This window comes from Streptomyces cylindrosporus, from assembly GCF_022698165.1.
Classification (GTDB): Bacteria; Actinomycetota; Actinomycetes; order Streptomycetales; family Streptomycetaceae; genus Streptomyces; species Streptomyces cylindrosporus.
Genome location: NZ_JALDAY010000006.1, coordinates 552,313 through 570,212, shown reverse-complemented (window position 1 = coordinate 570,212; position 17,900 = coordinate 552,313). Strand labels below are relative to the sequence as shown.

Here is a 17,900-nt window from a genome sequence, read left to right as displayed (position 1 = left end):
CCGGAAAACGTTCACCCAGGCGTCCGGGTTCCCGGCACGGGCCGGAAGCCTGGAACCTCGACGTTGAACCAGCTGTCGTACGCGTTGTCGGTGCCGGACGGGAGGTACACGTCGGCGTCCCACATGTGGTCGCCCGTGCTGTGGCGGGCCCGCGGCGGTGCGAGCGCGGCGCCGCCCGCCGGCAGACCCGCCCCGGCACGCAAGACCGCTCTCCGGTTCATCTGTTCATCGCGTGCTGCCGTTTCCGATGAGCAAGGTGAGGCCGGCCGCGTCGGCCATCGCCTGGAGGCTGATGTCGTTGAAGTGCAGATGGTCCCCGGAGTCGTGCGCCGGGAGGATCCGGTCGGGGGCGGCGGGGTCGCGCACGACGGCGTCGAAGTCCGTCACCGTGTCGAAGATCCCGCCGTACCGGATCAGGTCGTTGACGTACTGCCGTACCGCCTCGCGTGCCGTACTCCAGCCGCGGTTGCCGCCGTACGGCGTGATCGTGCCGCCGATCACGCGGATGCCGTGGGCGTGCGCCCGGGTCACGATCTCGCGGAACGCGGCCTCGAAGGCGGCGGGGTCGGTCTGGTTGGGGCTGCCCTTGATGTCGTTGACGCCCGCGCTCGCCGTCGAGCCGGAGCCGTCCGTGATCGAGTCGCCGAGCGCGACGACGCTGCCCGCGGCCGGTGCGTGCAGCACGTCGACGCCGGTCAGGTAGTACCAGGAGCCGGTCGTCGTGGTGTACGACGTGCCGTCCGCGTCGGCCGTGCGGTCGCCGTCCGGCGCGATGAACGAGGTCTGCAGGGCGGAGCGGTGGTACGTCGCAGGGTCCGAGTCGGCCGATGTGTACAGGCCGACCAGGAGGTTGGCGTCGGTGGGCACCCGCAGGGGCACCGGATCGCTCACCGCGTCCTCGCCGACGGGGACCACGACGGACGCGGCGCCGTGGAGGGCGACCGAACGGAGGGTGTCCGGCGCGGAGTCGGGGCTCTTCGGGGCGCCCGGCCGCTGCAACGCGACCGTCGCGGCACCCAGTTGGAGCGGGGCCGTGCCGAGACGGTTGGAGACGCGGTCCAGTGAGGGGAGTGACCGCCGGGCGGAGCGGCACTCGCGGGCAGGGGCGCGAACGCCAGGGGCAGCGCCGCCGCGAGTGCCGCGAGTAAGTGCCGGAGCGAGACCTTGCCCATGCGAGCCGTCCTTCCGGAGGGGAGTCGAAAGGAACGCAGAGAACCCCTAATACATCGGAGGAGTCAAGGAGTCGGGCGTGATTCAGGTGACTTCAGGACTGTTGACAGGCTTGCAAGGGGTCTCTAGGTTCCCGGATACACCCGATGTATCGATGATCCGTCCGGTTCGGCACGTCAACACGGGAGGCTTCACATGGCGGTTCCGATCAGGACCGCGGTCGCCGCGCTCTGCGCCGGCCTGGCGGCCACACTCTGCACGACCGCGCCCGCACGGGCCGGCCAGGACACCCCGTCCCCCGAACACGCCTGGTCGGTCTCCGGCCCCGAGCGCACCGCGGCCGCCCACGAACCGCTCGCACGGATCTCCCTCGACGACAGCACCGGCGCACTGAGCCTCTCCGTGTCCCGCGGCGGCCGTACCGTCATCGAGCCCTCGCCGGTCGGAATCGTCACCCAACAGGCCGACCTCTCCAAAGACTTGCACTTCCTGCACCGCAGGGACCGGCTCGTCGAGGAGCGCTACCGGACGAAGTCCGGCAAGCGGCTGTACCGCCAAGTCCGCATGAACGAGACCCGGTTGTCGTTCGCCACGGCAGCCGGCGCCCAGCTCGACCTCGTCGTCCGCGCCTCCGCCGACGGCGTCGCCTACCGCTACGTCCTTCCCACCGGCGGGTACGGCGACGTGCTCGGCGAGACCTCCGCGTTCAACCTGCCGCCGGACGCGAGCACCTGGCTCGGCACCTACCGGGCCGACAACGAGGGCCAGTTCAGCCAGTACACCGCCGCGACCGCCCCCACCGGTGAGTACTCCGACCAGGCGCTGTTCGCCACCGACGGCGGCTACACCCTGCTCGCCGAGTCCGACCTCACCGGCGCCTACTCCGGCGCACGCCTCGCCCACGACCAGGGCACCGGCACCTACCGCATCAAGCTCGCCGACGAGGCGGTCCACACGGACGGCCGGCTAGCCACCCCCTGGCGGGCCATGGTCACCGGAGACCTCGCCACCGTCACCCGCTCCACCTTCACCGACGACCTCGCCCCGGCCTCCCAGGTCCGCGACCCCTCCTGGATCCGGCCCGGCACCGTGCTGTGGACCTGGCTCGCCGGAGGCAGGGAGGCCGGCCAGAGCCTCACGGCACAGAAGGCCTACGTCGACTACGCGGCCGAGCGCGGCTGGCCCTACGAGGCCGTCGACGCGGGCTGGTACTTCAAGAGCGACGCGTGGGACACCACCGACCCCAACTGGCAGACCGACAGCTGGATGCCCCAACTCGTCGACTACGCAAGGGCCAAGGGCGTCGGCATCGTCGTCTGGATCCACCAGCGCGACCTCGACACACCCGAGGAACGCGCCCAGTGGCTGCCCACCCTGGAACGCTGGGGCGTCAAGGGCGTCAAGATCGATTTCATGAACTCCGAGGCCCAGTCCATGCTCCAGTGGTACGACGCCATTCTGAAGGACACCGCCGCCCACCACCTGATGATCGACTTCCACGGCTCGACCATTCCCAAGGGCATCCAGCGCACCTGGCCGCAGGTGATGACCCTGGAGGGCGTCGGCGGCGAGGAGAAGCGCACCAACACCGCCGCCCACCTCACCACACTGCCCTTCACCCGCAATGTCATCGGCTCCATGGACTTCACCCCCGGCGCCTTCCAGCGCGTCGGCCTGCGCCCCAACTCCGACGCGGCCGAGGTCGGCCTCACCGTCGCCTACGAGTCGGGCCTGCAGATGTTCGCGGGCACACCCGAGTCGTACGACGCCCGGCCACTGGCCCGCGCCTTCCTCGACCAGGTCCCCGCGGCCTGGGACGACACCCGGCTGCTCGCCGGAGCCCCCGGGCAGGAGGCTGTGCTCGCGCGCCGCAGCGGGGACCGCTGGTTCCTGGGCGGGGTGTACTCCGGCGCGGCCCACACGGCCGAGGTTCCGCTGACCGTCGGATCCGGGCGCTGGCTCGTCGAGACCATTCGCGACGGCGCGGACGGACTCGTCCAGGACCGCCAAGTCCTGCGCGGCGGCGACAAGTTCGACGTCGAGGTCGTCGCGAACGGCGGCTTCGCCGGGCTCGTTTGCCGCTGGCACCCGGGCGTCACCACCTGCTATCGCTGAGCTCTGAGTCCTGGTGGGTGCCGTCCCTCTGTGTCCGCCCGCCGGGACGCCCTGCCCCTGAGCCTTCCGATCGCCGTCAGTGGATCAGATCTCGCGCGTCCGTACGTGCACGTGCCCGGCGTGAGGGTGGGCGGGTGGCGACGCGGGGAGGATCGAGGCCAGTGCGTACCGCGTCTTCTCCGCGACCCGGCAGGACGCCGTGTTGTCCTCCTGGTGCAGGAGTTCGAGGCGCGTCAGTTCCTCACCGGGGAAGGCGGTGAACGCCCACTCCGTCAGCGCCTCCAGGGCTCGCGGCGCCACTCCGCGACCGCGCGCGTGGGCTGCGGTCCAGTAACCGACCTCGGCGGACGCGATGCCCGGCGTGACGATCTTGAGGACCATGTGACCGGCCAGCCGCCCCTCGGTGTCCCCGGACGGGGACTCGACGACGGCGAACGCGAAGCGGTGTCCCGCCTCCCACCCCTCCTGCTGGATCCCGATCCACCGTGTCGCGCTCGCCTCGTCGTCCGTGGTCGCGGTCGTCCACCGCCGCAGGGCGTCGTCCCAGTCCAGCGCGACCAGGGCGGCGGCGTCCGCGGGCGTCCAGGGGCGCAGTACGAGCGCGGGGGCCGACGGCGTGGCGGCTGCCGTCAGGCGTGCGGTGATCTTCTCCATCGGGCGAGGGTATGCCGTCGCGGCGCCCGGCGGCCGACCGAGGGCCGGCCGCCGACGCCCGTCGGGTCATGCCTGTGCGGCCAGGGCCCTGCCGAGGTGGCGGGCGAAGAAGTGGACCGCCTTGTCGGCCTCGAACCTGGGCAGTTCCTTGTGGGTGCCCGCGTTGGCGTGCAGCGTCTTCTCCTTCGAGGCGAACGCGTCGAACAGCGCGAGACCGGCCGCGCGCGGGATGTGCTCGTCGTCCCACTGGAGCATGTACTCGATCGGGACGGTGATCCGCCGCGCCGACTCCGCCAGGGCATCGGGCCAGTGGAGACCGAAGACGGCGGCCGTGATCCTCGCATCGGCCGCCACGAACGGCACGCCGATCGCGGTGCCCATGTTCAGCCCGAAGTAGCCGACCGGCCCGTCGACCCCGATCTCCGGCAGCCCCTGCAGGGCGTCCAGCGTCGCCTGCCACTCGGGCAGCGCCCGCTCCGCCAGGTGGGCGTTGTAGCGGACGACGATCTCGCCGACGGGCTCACCCGCCGCCATCGCCCGCTGCATCGCGGCGATCTCCTGCTCGTCGTACGCCGTCCGGGGGCGGCCGCCGTGCCCGGGCGCGTCGATGCAGGCCGCGTGGAAACCGGCGCCGGTCACCAGGCGTTGGGCCCGGCCGACCATGGCCGGTGACTTGCGGTGGTTGCCGCCGCCGTGGCCGAGCAGCACCAGGGGTGCCCGCTGGGGGCCGGAGGCGGGGGACCAGAGTGCGCCGGTGATCTCGCCGATCGTGAAGTCGCGTTCGACGACACCGTCCGCCGACGTCGTCTCCGCAGTGAAGTGCACAGTGTCCATGGGGTGTTGCCTTTCGGGAGTGCCTTGTGGTCGAGGCGCTCCCGGCGACCCCTAGATCGGTCGCGCGCCCGTGACGGAGACGGGGAGCACCCACAGCGTTGCAGCGTTCATGGGTCTCACCTCCTCGGGCGGCGTCACGGTCGGGGGAGAAGCTAGCAAGCTGATCGCCGCCCGGACCAATGTTTTTCCCGCCTTCTCATCGGCCGGAGTAGAGCCTCGGCAAGGCCTCCCAGGTGACCAGGCCGGCGAGGAGGTTCGACGGCGAATGCGCGGAATCCGACGGGCACTTCTGGTACGCCCACACCCGCGACGAATCCCACCTCGGCGGCGACGACGGGTTCATGACCGTCAAGGGGACCTGGACTCTCGGGCAGAGCCTGAACGGCTGGGCCCGCGTGTTCGTGCACCTGCCCGACACCGGGGCACACACCCAGCAGGCGCACTACATCATCCACGGCGTGGCAGGCGGCGACCGCGACCGCTACCTCAACACCCACTACGGCGAGAACACCTGGGCCGAACTCGGCGTCTACCAGTTCACCGGAACGCCCCGGGTAGAACTGTCGAACACCACCGATGACGGCACCGCCGACGAGGACGTGGCATTCACTTCAGTGGCCTTCCAGAAGCTCTCCGGCAAACCGACGGACATGGTGGTCGCGATGGGCGACTCCTACACCTCGGGGGAGGGCTCGGGGACCTACTCTCCCGAGAGCGACCGCGACCACGGCGAGTCCACCTGGAACGCCTGCCGACGCGGCGCCAACTCCTGGCCCCGCAAGACCCTGCTGCCCAACCGGAGCACCACCCTCGGTGACCTCTCGGACGCCCACAGCACCACCGCCGACTACCTGGACGTCAGCTGCTCCGGCGCCCACACCTGGCAGTTGACGACCGGCGACCCCACGCCCTGGGGGAAGATCGGCAACTACCGGGAGAAGAGCCAGATCGATTCCGGTGTCCTCAGCTCGGACACCACTCTGGTCATGCTGACCATCGGAGGCAACGACGGCGACAACTTCACCAAGGCCGTCACGAACTGCTACATCGTCGGGGTGTGCGACGCCGACGACTACACCGGCAACGTCGACCAGTCGGTCACGGACACCGGGACAGTCATCAGCGAGATCGCGTCCGCCGCGCCGAGCGCACAGATCGTACTGATGGGCTACCCCCACCTGGTCAGCGACGATCCCTGCGTGACCGCGGACTTCGACGCCCTGAACTACCTGGCCGACTACGTCCGCGACAAACAGAAGGCCAAGGTGGACGAGTTGAGCAGGGCGGGGGTCAAAGTGGCCTTCGCCGACCCGATCCCCGCGTTCCAAGGACACGGGATCTGTGACGACGACGAGTGGATCAACCGTGTCGTGGCCGGCCCGAACGGCGACGGCGACTTCCACGACGGCGACCCGGCCAACCAGGTTCCCTGCCTCCCCTGGCCCGGGGAGGACATCTGCGCCAGCCTGGAGTCGTTCCACCCGAAGAGCGCGGGCACCACGGGCTACGCACAAGTCATGGGCCAGACCCTGGCCGACATCGGATACAAAGGCAGCTAGTGCACACTGACGAGACCGGCGGCACGGTGGTCATGAGGCGGACGAACCGCCTCATGACCACCGGCTGCCTGACCATCCTCATCGCGCTCATCGTCGTCTTCGCCGTCCCGGTCTCCTGGCTGTGGTACCGGACCTGGCACGACGAACGCGTCAACAGCGAACGCGAGGAGACGGCCCGCGCATCGCTCCTGGACCGAGCCCGTGACACGGCGAGCACCACGGCCCACGCCCTCGACACAAGCGGCACCACCGACCCCGACGCCCTCACCGAAGTGATCTGGCGGCACACCGAGGCCCCCGTGATCACCTATGACGCGACCCGCCACGAATTCACCGCCACGACCACGAAATTCGCCCAGTACGACGGGAAGGCCATCCTCGGGGCAGGCCCCGTCCGGGTGACCCGCTGCCTCGTCTTCACCTACACCCACCCATCCGGCCAGGCATGGACGTCCCACCTCACCGAGCGCGACGACGACACCTGCCGCCCGGGCGACGAGATCAATGACCTGGCCCGCCTCGCGCGCACCCGTATCGCGAACCTCCCCGACGCCGACCTGACCCGTACCGGGGTCCAGAAGGCCCTCTCCCCCAACGGGCGACTTTTCTACGACATCACGAGCGTGACCCGCGAGGGGGCCGCGGTGACAGTCCTCGTACTCGTATCCAACTCGGAGACAACCGTCGACCAGTGCTACCGCTTCGTCCGGCACACCGGCTCCTACGGCCAGGACTCCGTCACCGCTGCCCCAGTCGCCGCCGCGCACTGCGCTCACTGAGGCAGCGGAAAAGGGCGTCGTGTTCCTCGACAGCACCGGCCATCAGGGTTCGACGACACTCGTCGAGTTCTTCGCGACGCCGAATGCTTCGGCACCTCGACCTCACGAGCCGACCGCAGTTGCTCCTTCCGCTTCCTGGAGCCAATTGCGCGTCAACTCTTCCCGGCACATCCAGAGCCGCGTCCCGATGGGCCACCTCCCGCTTGAGCCGCTCGTTCTCCACCTCGGCCGCCGACCTCTTCGGCCGCGCACCCCGCTGGTACGGCGGTCGGCCAGGCCCGTCGAGGGCGCCGGCGTCCCGGCGTATCTGCCGGGGTGTTCTTGCTGGTCATGCCGGGTGGTACTGCTGTCGTTGTCCTCTTAGACGGTGTCTCGATTGGTGATAGGGCCGGGGTTACAAGGCACGCCATTCACCCAGCTCGCCAGGCGCCCCGGTGAGGATGAAGTTGCGTACAACGGCCCACGCGCGATCGACAGCGAGGACGCAGTCGCCACTGAACACAGCCAGGTCGTCCATGATCGGCACTTGCACGACGGCATCCGCTGTGGCCGTGCCATCGCCGACGAGGAGGGACGACTTCTCAGTAGCGTCGAGCAGATGGATGACTGCTTGATCGTCTTGGAAGCCCACGGTCAGCAGCGGAAACTCGCCGCCCGGCAGACGGACTTCCAGGTACCCCTGACCCCGCGAGCGCAGTGCGGTGAAGTGATCCGTTAGATCGGCAACGTCGGAGGTTCGCTCAATCGCGGAGAACTGTCGCGATTCCAGGTCCGTTGCCGTCCACCACACGAGCATCCCTGCAACCTCCCGTTGCCTCGCCAGCCTGCTGGGGACTCTAAGAATGTCCTGATCGGCGGAGGCGCCGGTAGCAGATCAGGGCACTGGCGATGCCGACGAAGGCGAGGAAGTGGCCGGCCTTGCGCTCATAACGACGGTGCAGGCGACGGCATCCGTTCAGCCAGGACATCGTCCGCTCGACCACCCAGCGGTGCGGGCCCAGGCGGTTGGAGTTTTCCACCCCGCGGCGGGCGATGCGCGGCACGATCTGCCGACGGCGCAGCCAACCTCGTAGGTGGTCGAAGTCATAGCCCTTGTCCGCATGCAGCCTGGCTGGGCGTCGGCGCCGGGGGCCAAAGCGGGAGCGGACCGGCGGGATGCCACGCATCAACGGGATCAGTGCCTGGCTGTCGTGGAGGTTGGCACCGGAGATGCCGACCGAGAGCGGTAGCCCGTTGCGGTCACAGACCAGGTGAATCTTCGACCCGAGCTTGCCGCGATCGGTCGGATTCGGTCCGGTCAGGGGCCCCCTTTGACCGCCCGAACACTGACCGAATCGATCGCGCAGCGCGACCAGTCCAGCTCACCGTTCACGCCAAGTCGGTCGAGAACCACGCGGTGCAGTTTGGCCCACACCCGCGCCGTGGACCAGTCCGTGAAACGCCGGTGCACCGTCTGCCAAGAGGCGCCGAAGACTGGCGGTAACTGCCGCCAAGCACAGCCTGAGGTGGCGACGAAGATGATCGCGGCCAGGACCGCGCGGTCATCGCACCGCCGCCGGCCTCCACCTTGGGCGCGTACCGGCGGCTCCGGCGCCACGTCCTGGAAGATCTCCCACAGCCCATCCGGCACCAGCCGCTCAACTATGTCCATGCCCGGAGCAACGAGCTATCGCCAATCAAGACACCGTCTTAGGTCAACAAGACAGATCGAGGCCTTTCACGTCACGCTCTTGCAGAGGGGAGACGATCAGGCTGTCTGGGGGACCTTCGCATTTCCGCTGCCACGGGCACTGAACGAATCGAGGCCAGCACCAGAAGGGGACTCGCAGCTTACGCGAACACAGGCGTTCATCGTGACGCATTTCCATTCGGGTAACTGACGTGCGCATGCCGTAGAGTGCGCCCCTGCCGATCTAAACAGAAGAGGAATTATGAAGAAAGTGCGCATATGTCTCGCGGTGGTGGCGTGCACTCTCATGGTCGCCTCATGTGGGGGAAGCGACACGCCTGTCGACACGTCCCGTCTGACGGCCCGGGAGAAGGAATGGGTCGAGTTTTCCTACGCGCACGAGAAGAACGACGAGACTAGACGGGTGTGGGAACAGTTGACCGCTGAAGGTGTCAAATCCTACCTGGAACAGCAGCGTCCCCGCCTGTGCGGCGACACGGCGTCACTGATGCAGAGCCTGAAGGACGCGGGCTACGAGGCGGGCGAAATGCAGGAGTACAAAGAGAAGGTGGAAGAACTCATCTGCTCGCCCCTGTAGGGCAGATTGCCTGACAAGATTGTCCACGGGCGGAACACGGGATTACGGAGCGACGGCCCCTGCTGCTGCAGGCAGGGACCGTCGCGTCCGGGCGTAACTACTTTCTCTAGGTCACCGCGCCCCCGAGGATCCTCAGCGAGTATTTGTCATACGCCCGATGCGGAATCATTGTCACCGGCCCCGAGGTGAACACGCCGCTGACAACGTACTCCTTTTTGTTTCCCGTCTCGGCAATCTTCTTCTTGTACAGGGAATCAGTCTCCTGCTTCGTGGTGCTGACCCGTGCCTGGCCGCGCTTCGTCCTGGCCCGCTGGTGGCTCGCCGCACGGGGCCGGTTGCCGTGGAGGTTGCTGAGTTTCCTGGCCGATGCCCGGCAGCGGGAGATCCTGCGCCAGTCCGGCGGCACCTACCCGTTCCGGCACATTCGGCTCCAGGAGGCCCTCGCCGGTCAGCCTGCTCATCGCGCTCATGGCCGGTCGGTTCCCACGCCACAAGCGAGAGAACCGGAGAGGGTACGCAGGCGGGTCGTGATGGTGGCGGGGCTGGCAGCGGTCTTTGCCGGGACAGGGGCGGCCCTGGCGCACCACCGGGACCAGAGCAGAACGATATTTGCGGATCCGGATGGATGGCCCGCGTCGGCGGTCGCATTCCGGCCGGGAGTGGCCGGTTACGAACTCGTGTGGGTGGCGGGGGACTTGAGGATCTGGTGTGGGAGCGTACTGCCAGGGGGACGGTTGCCAGCCAGACCCGACTACCTCGGCGAAACCGTCTCGGACGTCAGTGCGCTGGCTTTCGATCGGCACGGAAAGTTCCTGGCAGTCGGTCGAGAAAAGCACATACAACTCTGGTCCGTTGGGCCCGGACCCGTGACCCTGCGGGCCAGTTGGAAACTCAAAACGGCGCAATCCTTCACCTTCCACCCCAAGGGTGGCTACCTCGCTGGCGAGTATTCGTGGACTGGCGAATCCTCCAATTACGACGGCTACTTCGTATGCCGTTACGGAGTCGACGGTCAGCGTCAGGGCGAGTTGACGGTCGGTGTTGCAGGCGGACCCGTTGTCGCTTACCGAGCACCCGAGTTCAAGGAGCACGGTCAGCAGCTCTTTCTCGCCTCGGAGTAGCAGGACTCCAACGGAGACTTGCCGGAAGGTGTGCTGGCCAGTCCGCACGACGACTGCCTCCTTGTGACCGGCGCTCGCTGCGACCTCTGGCGGCTCGGATCCGACGGAATGTGGCGCCGCTCTGCGAAGGGGCTATCAGCCTCCACCAGCGCGACCTTCCACCCGAGCAGGCCACTCCTTGCCACCGCTCCCGTGGCTGTGCTCAACCAAGACTGGCGCAGCGACGGCATCATCGAGCTGTGGTCCACGGCCGGAACACCGACGCGTGTCAGGACGCTCCATGGCCACATGAACGCGGTCGCCTGCATGGACTTCAGCTCCGACGGACGCTTCCTGGCGACAGCTGGCGACAGCTGGCGACGACGGCACGGTACGCCTCTGGGAGAATCCAACCTGACCTGCGGGTCTGCAGTACCAGACGACTGACGTACAGGCTGCGGCAGGCACTGTGAAGTCGCGGATGCCTGCCGCACGGTGGGGTGTGCCGGTCGCCCGGCTTTCATATGGTCATTGGGTGGGAACGGGGTCGGTGTTCGTTTCGGCCGGGGGTGCGGGGGTGGCGGGCGTGTTCTTGGGGCCACGGGCGAGGACGTAGAGGACCATGGCGGCCATGACGGCGGCGCCCACCCACATGGCCTGCTGCCAGCCGTTCACGAAGGACTGCTGGGCGGCATGGATGACGGCGTCCTTCTGCGCGCCGGCGTCCTGGGCTGCTTCGATGGCGGTGGCGATGCCTTCGCGGGCGCTGTCTGCTGTGCCCTGGGGGATGCCGGAGAGCTTGGTGCCGATCGAGCTCTGGTAGCCGGCCGAGAGCAGCGCGCCGAGTACGGCGACACCGAGCGCGGTGCCGAACTCGCGGGTGACGTCGTTGAGCGCGGAGGCCACACCCTGCTTCTCGCGGGGGAGGGAGGCAGTGATGGCTTCGGTGGAGGGGGTCATCGCCAGGCCCATGCCGAGGCCCATGGCGATCATGCCGGGCAGGATGGACAGGTAGCCGCCGTCGACGGACACGAACAGCGCCATCGAGACGAGGCCGAGGCCGCCCAGGGCGATGCCGCCGGCCATGGTCAGGCGGGCGCCGATCCGCGCGGCGAGCTTGGGCGCCAGACCGGAGGTCATCATCATCAGCACGGCCATCGGCATCAGTGCGAGCGTGGACAGCAGCCCCGACCAGCCGAGCACGGCCTGGAGGAAGGGGAAGAGGACGACGGCGATGCCGGCCTGAATGCCGAAGACCACCAGGAGAGTCGCGGACCCGCCGGCCAGCCGGCGTTCACCGAAGAGGCGGACGTCCAGCAGGGAGGCGTCCCGGCAGCGCAGCTCCCACCACACGAACGTGACACCGGCGACGATGCCGACGGCGAGCGCGATCAGGGTGGCGGGAGCGCTCCAGCCGTGCTCGGGGCCTTCCTGGAGGGTGAAGATGAATCCGACCACGGCGATGACGGAGGCCAGCGCACCGACGGTGTCGAAGGGGTGCGCGGCGCGCTCGCGGGAGTTGGGGACCGAGCCCATGGTCAGGGCCAGGGCCACGGCGATGAGCGCGATGGGCAGCACGAACAGCCAGCGCCAGGAGGCCACGTCGACCAGGAGGGCGGAGAGGAACATGCCCAGGATGCCGCCGCCTCCGGCGACACCGGTCCATACGCCGATGGCCTTGCCGCGCTGCTCCTCGGGGAAGGTGGAGGTGATCACGGCGAGCGTGATGGGCATGACGATCGCCGCGCCGATGCCGCTGAGTACGCGGGCGGCGAGCATGATCTCCGCGGTGGGGGCCAGGCCCGACAGTGCGCTGGCGACGCCGAACACGAGCAGGCCGGTGATCAGCATCGGCTTGCGGCCGAGGCGGTCGCCGAGCGCTCCGAGCGGCAGCAGCAGCGAGGCCAGGGCCAGGGTGTAGACGTTGATGATCCACAAAATGGTGCCCTGGGAGGCGTGGAACTCGACGGCCATGTCCGTCTGCGCCACGTTCAGACCCGACACGGAGGCGATGACGGCCATCAGCGCGATCGACACGGCGATCAGGATCGTGCGCAACTGGCGTGCGTCGGGTGCGGCCCCGCCGGGCACTTTGGCAGCTGCCCTGGTGGGGGGCGGGTTCGTAGGCATGGGAGGGTCTCCAAAAGTGAGGGCGTGCGGGCAGGGCTCGTCACCGGAGCGGGTCCCGGGCGAGGCGGAAAGAAGATCGCGGGGTGGTGCGGGGTGGGGTACGGGTGCCGGTCAGGCGCCGATGTCGCGCCTGGCGGGGACGTGCGGCGGAATACGGCTGTCGGTCACGACGACCGAGCGGCGCGAACGCGCCGACGTCAGCGCACCGTTCAGGCCCGCGGCCCCGCCGCCGATCACCACCGCGTCCACAGTCTCGACGGGCAGGCCGTCGCTCTCGCAGCGGGAAGTCCGCAAAGACATGCCGCGCCCCTTCGTCGTACGAGGCCCGCGCCGTACCGGACCAGCCGTGGTCGACGCTAAGCCCACATTGCACTAGGGGCATACGATGTTGCCTATGACGCAAGAAGACGGCCAGCTGGACGGCCTCGTACGCAAACGGATCCGCGCCCTGCGGGTCGCCCAGGGCTGGTCCCTGGAGGAACTGGCCACCCGCGCCAACCTCAGCCAGTCCTCACTGAGCCGCATCGAGAACGGCCGGCGCCGCCTCGCCCTGGACCAACTCGTCACCCTGGCCCGCGCCCTGGACACCACCCTGGACCAGCTCGTGGAGAACGCCGCCGACGATGTCGTCATCAGCCCGATGATCGACGGCACCCACGGCCTGATGCGCTGGCCCATAAAGGGCGACCCCGGCATGAGCGTCATGCGTCAGCGGATGACCGAACCGCCGCCCGACAATCCCGCCCGCATGCGCGCCCACCCCGGCCGTGAATGGCTCGTGGTGCTGTCCGGCACCGCCACCCTCATGCTCGGGCACCGGCGCTTGCGCATCGAGACCAACCAGGCCGCGGAGTTCCCCACCATGATGCCGCACGCCATCGGCTCCGCAGGGGGACCGTGCGAGATCATGGGCATTTTCGACCGAGACGCCCGCCGCAGCCATCAACGCGACACCGACACAGATGGCAACGCAGGCGACCGCGGAGACGTACAAGGCCTTTGAGCTCGCTCCACAGGCCCCGGCGCAAGGCTGACCGGACGGCATCGGACCTGGAAGGTACTCATCGTCGTACGGCGGCACTAGCTTCCGACGCGCTGCCGCCGAGCCCTGCGGCACGCCGGAACACAGGTCGCAGAGCCCGGCCTCGGCCGCAGTCCCCGGCAGCGAGGTCAGCCCGGTTCATGGTGCGCGGCGCTTTCGATATGGCGGCGTTGCCGAGCCCGGTCCACGAGACCCCTGTGATTGAGGGCCCATGTGGCCAGGGGGGTGCCTTCGTCGAGGAGTTCCTGGCCGCCGGGCGAGAGCTCGTAGGTGACGCGGTAGGGAAGACGGGTTCGCGGTGGTGTGTGACGAGATCGCCTTGTTCAAGTCGGCGAAGAGTCCGATTCAACGGGCCATCACGCAAAAGCCGGTGTTGTTTGCTCGGCCAGCCGGTTCCTGTGTCCTTGGAACGAATGGTGTTGAGGAGGCTCGTGTACCGCAGCGGACCTTGGCGGAGGGCCGTGAGAACGTCCCAGGCCCATTCGCCGCTCACGAGATGACGGACATCATGCAGACCACGCAGGAACCGGTCGTCGTCCGGTGACAACGTGAAATGCTGACAGCGCTCCTGACAAGGCCGCACGATCATGTCTCAGCCCCCATGCTCAACCGGACGAAGTGCATGCGCTTGCGGGCAGAAGGAACCCACGCGGAGTCTCCTGGACACCCGGCAGAGTCGTCGGTGTGCGAGATCCTGCGCGCCCCCACTCGGGGCCGAACACGCGGTCCGAGAGAAAGGCCGAAATTGCACTACGACCCGGACGAGGTGACGATCCGCATCACACTGCCCGCCGACCTGCTTCCCGACATCGCCACGACTGCGGAAAGGATGCAAGAGCCAATGCCTGCTATTTCGAGGCCGAAGGCCCCTCGGCTCACAGCCCGTACAGATGCTGTGGGCGCCCCCGGTGCGGCGGACACCTGGGAGGAGCGGTCGGTCACTCTGCCCCGTCGGCTGTCCGGTGTTCACTCCCTCTGCCTGGCCGCGAAGGGAGGCCCTCGGGTCGCGCGCCCGGACTGGCTGACGATCCGGCCGTGACGTTCCGCGGCTTCGCCTGCTTGCCGCAGAACGCCGACTCCAGGGTGACCAGCATGGTGTTGAGCACCGCCCCGTTGTTGGAGGTGTTGGCCATCGCCGCGAGGCTGCGGCGGCCGTCCTTCGTGGCGAACGCGTACGTGTAGTAGCCCTGGACGGCGCCCGTGTGGCCGTACACCGAGATCCCGCACGACAGGTCGCGGCGGCGCAGCCCCAGGCCGTACGCCTGGGTGCTGTTCACCGGGATCATCCGTTCCATCTGCCGGAGTTGCGCGGCCGAGGTGAGGCGGCCGCGCAGCAGCGCGGACAGGAAGGTGTTCAGGTCGCGGGTGCTGGAGATGATCGCGCCCGCGCTCTGCGCCCAGGACACCGTCTGCCGCGTCGCGTCGATCAGGGGCGCGCCCGCCTTGTCCGGGGTGAGGTAGCCGCTCGCGTGGCGGCCGGGGATCCTCGTGCCGGGGTGCACGTAGAAGGTGTCGCGCAGCTTGAGCGGCTTGATGATGCGGTTCTGGTACCCGGTGTGCACGGAGTGGCCGGTCAGCTTCTCGATGAGCATGCCGGCGACGACGAAGTTGGTGTTGGAGTACGAGTACGCGGCGCCGGGCCGGTTGGTGCGGGCGTGCCGCAGGGAGCGGTTCACCAGCTGGCGATAGGTGAAGACCTTGGTGCGCACGGCCTCGAAGCCGGCGACCGAGCGCGCGAACATGTCGTTCGTGTAGTCGTACAGGCCGCTGCGGTGGCCGAGGACCTGCCGCACCGTGATGGAGCGGTCGGGCAGCAGCCCCGGCAGATAGCGGTCGACCGAGGCGTCCAGGTTCAGCTTCCCCTCGTCCGCCAACTGCATCAGCACCACCGCCGAGAACACCTTGGTGACACTGCCGATGCGGAACCGGTCGGCGTTGGAGACGGCCCGTCCGCTGCGGCGGTCGGCGAGGCCGACGGCCGTGGTCCGGACCGTGCCCCGGTCGTCGACGCGTGCGATCGCCCCCGGCGCGCCCTGCCGGAGCGCGGTGCGCAGAACGCCCTGGAGGCCGGTGATGTCCGGTTTCGGCAGCGACTCGGCCGGGGTGGCGTGCGCCGGGACGGTGAGAAGGGAGAGCACGACCGTCCCCAGCAGGGCGCTCCTGGATGCGAGATGAGTCACATTCACGCGAGGCAACTTTCTTCCGTCTCGTCACATCTCCGTAGTCGACACGCAGTTGGTCACCTCTCGATCACCGTGTGACATGGATTTGCAAAGTATTGCCATATTTCGCGCTGAAAGCGATGATTTCGGCTTTACATGTCCATGACTCATCCGAAAGGGTTTCGTTCCGGGGCCCGACCAGCCCCCATGGCGCCCAACTGCGCCATGCCTCAGGGCGGTTGGTGATCCCGGCCGCCTTGCGAGGAAGGAACCCTCACCAGTGCGTAGACCGCACATACGCAGCCTGGCCGTCGCCGTCGCCGTGACGACGGCCGCCACGGGCCTTGCGGGCACCGCTTTCGCCGGACCGGACGCGGGGGCCGGTCAGGCTGCCGTCGCCCAGTCCTCCTCGGCGGCGTCGGTGGCGTCGGCCGCCCGCGCCGCCGCCTTCGCCCACGCCGCCGCGACCGGCGTCTCCCAGGGCGACGAACTGCACGCCACCGACGTCATGATCGACCCCGAGGGTGCGCGGCACGTCCGGTTCACCCGGACCCACCAGGGCATGGCGGTGCTCGGCGGCGACCTCGTCGTCCACCTCACCAAGCAGCTGTCGTACGCGGGCGTCACCCGCGCCGCCGACCACACGGTCGAGCCGGCCACCACCGACGCCAAGCTGTCCGCCGCGCAGGCCGAGCAGAAGGCCGCGTCCGTCGCCAAGGGCGACGCGGGCACCGCCGTCCTCGTCGTGGACGCCCGCGACGGCGCCTCCGCGCTCGCCTACCAGGTGACGGTCGCCGACAGCGGCACCACCGAGGGCGGCGGCTCCCGGACCGTCGTCGTCGACGCCGTCACCGGCAAGGTGCGCAGCAACACCCCCGACAGCGACGAGTTCCTCTCGCCCGAGCTGCTCAAGACCCTGCGCGAGCGCGGCGAGGTGGCGGACCCCGCCACCGGCGTCGGCACGCTGTCCGCCGGGCTCACCTCGGCGTCCGCGGCCACCGCCGCCTCCGCGTACCCGAAGACGGCCAACGGCACCGGCAAGTCGCTCTTCGTCGGCGTGGTTCCGCTGAAGACCACCCAGACGGCGCGCACCACCTTCCAGCTGAAGGACCCGACGCGCTACGGCACCGAGACCCGGGACGCCAGGGGCGGCTACACGGAGAGCTTCAGCCGCGGCGTGAAGATCACCACCAAGAACGACGTTTTCGGCAACGGCGCCACCTCCAGCCGCAACAGCGCCGCCGCGGACGCCCAGTACGGCATCACCAAGACGCTGGACTTCTACAAGAAGACCTTCGCGCGCAAGGGCATAGCGAACAACAGCAAGCCCGCCAAGGCGATGGTCCACTGGGGCGAGAAGATCGCCAACGCCTTCTGGGACCCGACCTGCGGCTGCATGCTGTACGGCGACGGTGACGGCGACATGTTCAAGAAGCCGCTGGTCGCCCTGGACGTCACCGGCCACGAGCTGACCCACGGCGTGGTCGACGCCACCGCCAAGCTGGAGCCGACCCGCGTCGACGCCGACGGCAACCAGTACGGCGAGCCGGGCGCGCTCAACGAGTCCCTCGCGGACATCTTCGGCTCGAACGTCGAGTTCTTCGCCAACAACGCGAAGGACAAGCCCGACTACCTCATCGGCGAGAAGATGGGCCTGGCCCAGAAGTTCCTGCGCCGTCTCGACCACCCGTCCCTCGACGTGCTCGAGGGCACGATCGACTACTGGGCGCCGGAGACGTACGACGCCGAGGTGCACGCCGGTTCCGGCGTCTCCTCGCACGCGTACTACCTGCTCGCCGAGGGCAGCGGCCAGAAGACGATCGGCGGCGTCCAGTACGACTCGCCGACCTACGACGGCTCGATCGTCAAGGGCATCGGCCGCACCAAGGCCACGGCGATCTTCTACCGCGCCCTGACCCGCTACATGGTCTCCACCACCGACTTCCACGACGCGCGCACCGCGACGCTGAAGGCGGCCAAGGACCTCTACGGGCTCAACAGCACGGAGTACCTGACGGTGAACAAGGCCTGGGCCGCCGTCAACGTCACCAGCGCCAACACGCCGGCCGCGCACCGCTGACCCGCGGA

The 17,900-nt window shown here is 68.7% G+C and carries 16 protein-coding genes and 1 pseudogene; 8 read left to right on the top strand and 9 right to left on the bottom strand.

From position 1 onward, the window contains the following. Positions 1–11: 11 nt before the first annotated feature. Positions 12–203, bottom strand: a complete 192-nt coding sequence (locus tag MQP27_RS22360) for a hypothetical protein (protein WP_242767075.1) — start codon at positions 201–203, stop codon at positions 12–14. Positions 204–225: 22 nt separating this feature from the next. Further along, complete coding sequence (locus MQP27_RS22355) at positions 226–999, bottom strand: GDSL-type esterase/lipase family protein (protein WP_308289968.1); 774 nt, start codon at positions 997–999, stop codon at positions 226–228. A 366-nt stretch (positions 1,000–1,365) separates the two neighbouring features. Here MQP27_RS22355 and MQP27_RS22350 point away from each other — a divergent pair, with 366 nt between their 5' ends. Beyond that, entirely contained in the window at positions 1,366–3,285 is a 1,920-nt protein-coding gene (locus tag MQP27_RS22350; RefSeq protein WP_242767074.1) for a glycoside hydrolase family 97 protein, read from the top strand. Positions 3,286–3,369: 84 nt separating this feature from the next. Here MQP27_RS22350 and MQP27_RS22345 read toward each other — a convergent pair whose 3' ends face one another. Next, entirely contained in the window at positions 3,370–3,939 is a 570-nt protein-coding gene (locus MQP27_RS22345) for a GNAT family N-acetyltransferase (protein ID WP_242767073.1), read from the bottom strand. 66 nt (positions 3,940–4,005) lie between these two features. Further along, positions 4,006–4,773 (bottom strand): alpha/beta hydrolase family protein, encoded by a 768-nt coding sequence (locus MQP27_RS22340; protein WP_242767072.1) that lies wholly within the window; start codon positions 4,771–4,773, stop codon positions 4,006–4,008. Positions 4,774–5,006: 233 nt separating this feature from the next. On the opposite strand from MQP27_RS22340, the gene MQP27_RS22335 reads away from it, so the two are divergent. Continuing rightward, positions 5,007–6,332, top strand: coding sequence for an SGNH/GDSL hydrolase family protein (locus tag MQP27_RS22335; protein ID WP_242767071.1), 1,326 nt, complete (start codon positions 5,007–5,009; stop codon positions 6,330–6,332). Further along, positions 6,332–7,111 carry a hypothetical protein gene (locus MQP27_RS22330; RefSeq protein ID WP_242767070.1) on the top strand — a complete coding sequence of 260 codons (780 nt, stop codon included), beginning with the start codon at positions 6,332–6,334 and terminating at the stop codon, positions 7,109–7,111. Before MQP27_RS22335 ends, MQP27_RS22330 begins: the two co-directional genes overlap by 1 nt. A 394-nt stretch (positions 7,112–7,505) precedes the next feature. On the opposite strand, the gene MQP27_RS22325 is transcribed toward MQP27_RS22330, so the two are convergent. Both MQP27_RS22325 and MQP27_RS22320 read right to left on the bottom strand, forming a co-directional pair. Further along, a complete protein-coding gene (locus MQP27_RS22325) occupies positions 7,506–7,907 on the bottom strand; it encodes a hypothetical protein (protein ID WP_242767069.1) in 402 nt (133 codons plus the stop codon). 40 nt (positions 7,908–7,947) lie between these two features. Continuing rightward, a protein-coding gene (locus MQP27_RS22320; protein WP_242767068.1) for an IS5 family transposase occupies positions 7,948–8,762 on the bottom strand; the annotation gives its coding sequence in 2 pieces (ribosomal slippage) (positions 7,948–8,411 and positions 8,411–8,762; 816 coding nt in all). 280 nt (positions 8,763–9,042) lie between these two features. On the opposite strand from MQP27_RS22320, the gene MQP27_RS22315 reads away from it, so the two are divergent. The 3 genes from MQP27_RS22315 to MQP27_RS51720 all read left to right on the top strand — a co-directional run bounded on the left by MQP27_RS22315 (position 9,043) and on the right by MQP27_RS51720 (position 10,925). Further along, positions 9,043–9,378 (top strand): hypothetical protein, encoded by a 336-nt coding sequence (locus MQP27_RS22315; RefSeq protein WP_242767067.1) that lies wholly within the window; start codon positions 9,043–9,045, stop codon positions 9,376–9,378. Between the two features lie 185 nt (positions 9,379–9,563). Then, positions 9,564–10,499, top strand: a complete 936-nt coding sequence (locus tag MQP27_RS22310; protein ID WP_242767066.1) for a WD40 repeat domain-containing protein — start codon at positions 9,564–9,566, stop codon at positions 10,497–10,499. A 108-nt stretch (positions 10,500–10,607) separates the two neighbouring features. Then, positions 10,608–10,925: a hypothetical protein gene (locus MQP27_RS51720; protein ID WP_372511279.1), complete on the top strand. Its 318-nt coding sequence runs from the start codon at positions 10,608–10,610 to the stop codon at positions 10,923–10,925. Between the two features lie 81 nt (positions 10,926–11,006). Here the strand turns inward: MQP27_RS51720 and MQP27_RS22305 are convergent, their stop codons facing one another. Further along, on the bottom strand, positions 11,007–12,608 hold the full coding sequence (locus tag MQP27_RS22305; protein ID WP_242767065.1) for an MFS transporter: 1,602 nt from the start codon (positions 12,606–12,608) through the stop codon (positions 11,007–11,009). 132 nt (positions 12,609–12,740) lie between these two features. After that, positions 12,741–12,908: pseudogene (locus MQP27_RS22300) on the bottom strand (FAD-binding protein); the annotation flags it as partial. A 94-nt stretch (positions 12,909–13,002) separates the two neighbouring features. On the opposite strand from MQP27_RS22300, the gene MQP27_RS22295 reads away from it, so the two are divergent. Further along, the gene (locus tag MQP27_RS22295) at positions 13,003–13,611 is read left to right on the top strand and encodes a helix-turn-helix domain-containing protein (protein ID WP_242767064.1); all 609 of its coding nucleotides are present in this window, start codon (positions 13,003–13,005) and stop codon (positions 13,609–13,611) included. 977 nt (positions 13,612–14,588) lie between these two features. Here MQP27_RS22295 and MQP27_RS22290 read toward each other — a convergent pair. Next, positions 14,589–15,830 carry a serine hydrolase domain-containing protein gene (locus MQP27_RS22290; RefSeq protein WP_242767063.1) on the bottom strand — a complete coding sequence of 414 codons (1,242 nt, stop codon included), beginning with the start codon at positions 15,828–15,830 and terminating at the stop codon, positions 14,589–14,591. 262 nt (positions 15,831–16,092) lie between these two features. On the opposite strand from MQP27_RS22290, the gene MQP27_RS22285 reads away from it, so the two are divergent. Beyond that, complete coding sequence (locus MQP27_RS22285) at positions 16,093–17,892, top strand: M4 family metallopeptidase (protein ID WP_242767062.1); 1,800 nt, start codon at positions 16,093–16,095, stop codon at positions 17,890–17,892. The last annotated feature ends 8 nt before the right edge of the window (positions 17,893–17,900 follow it).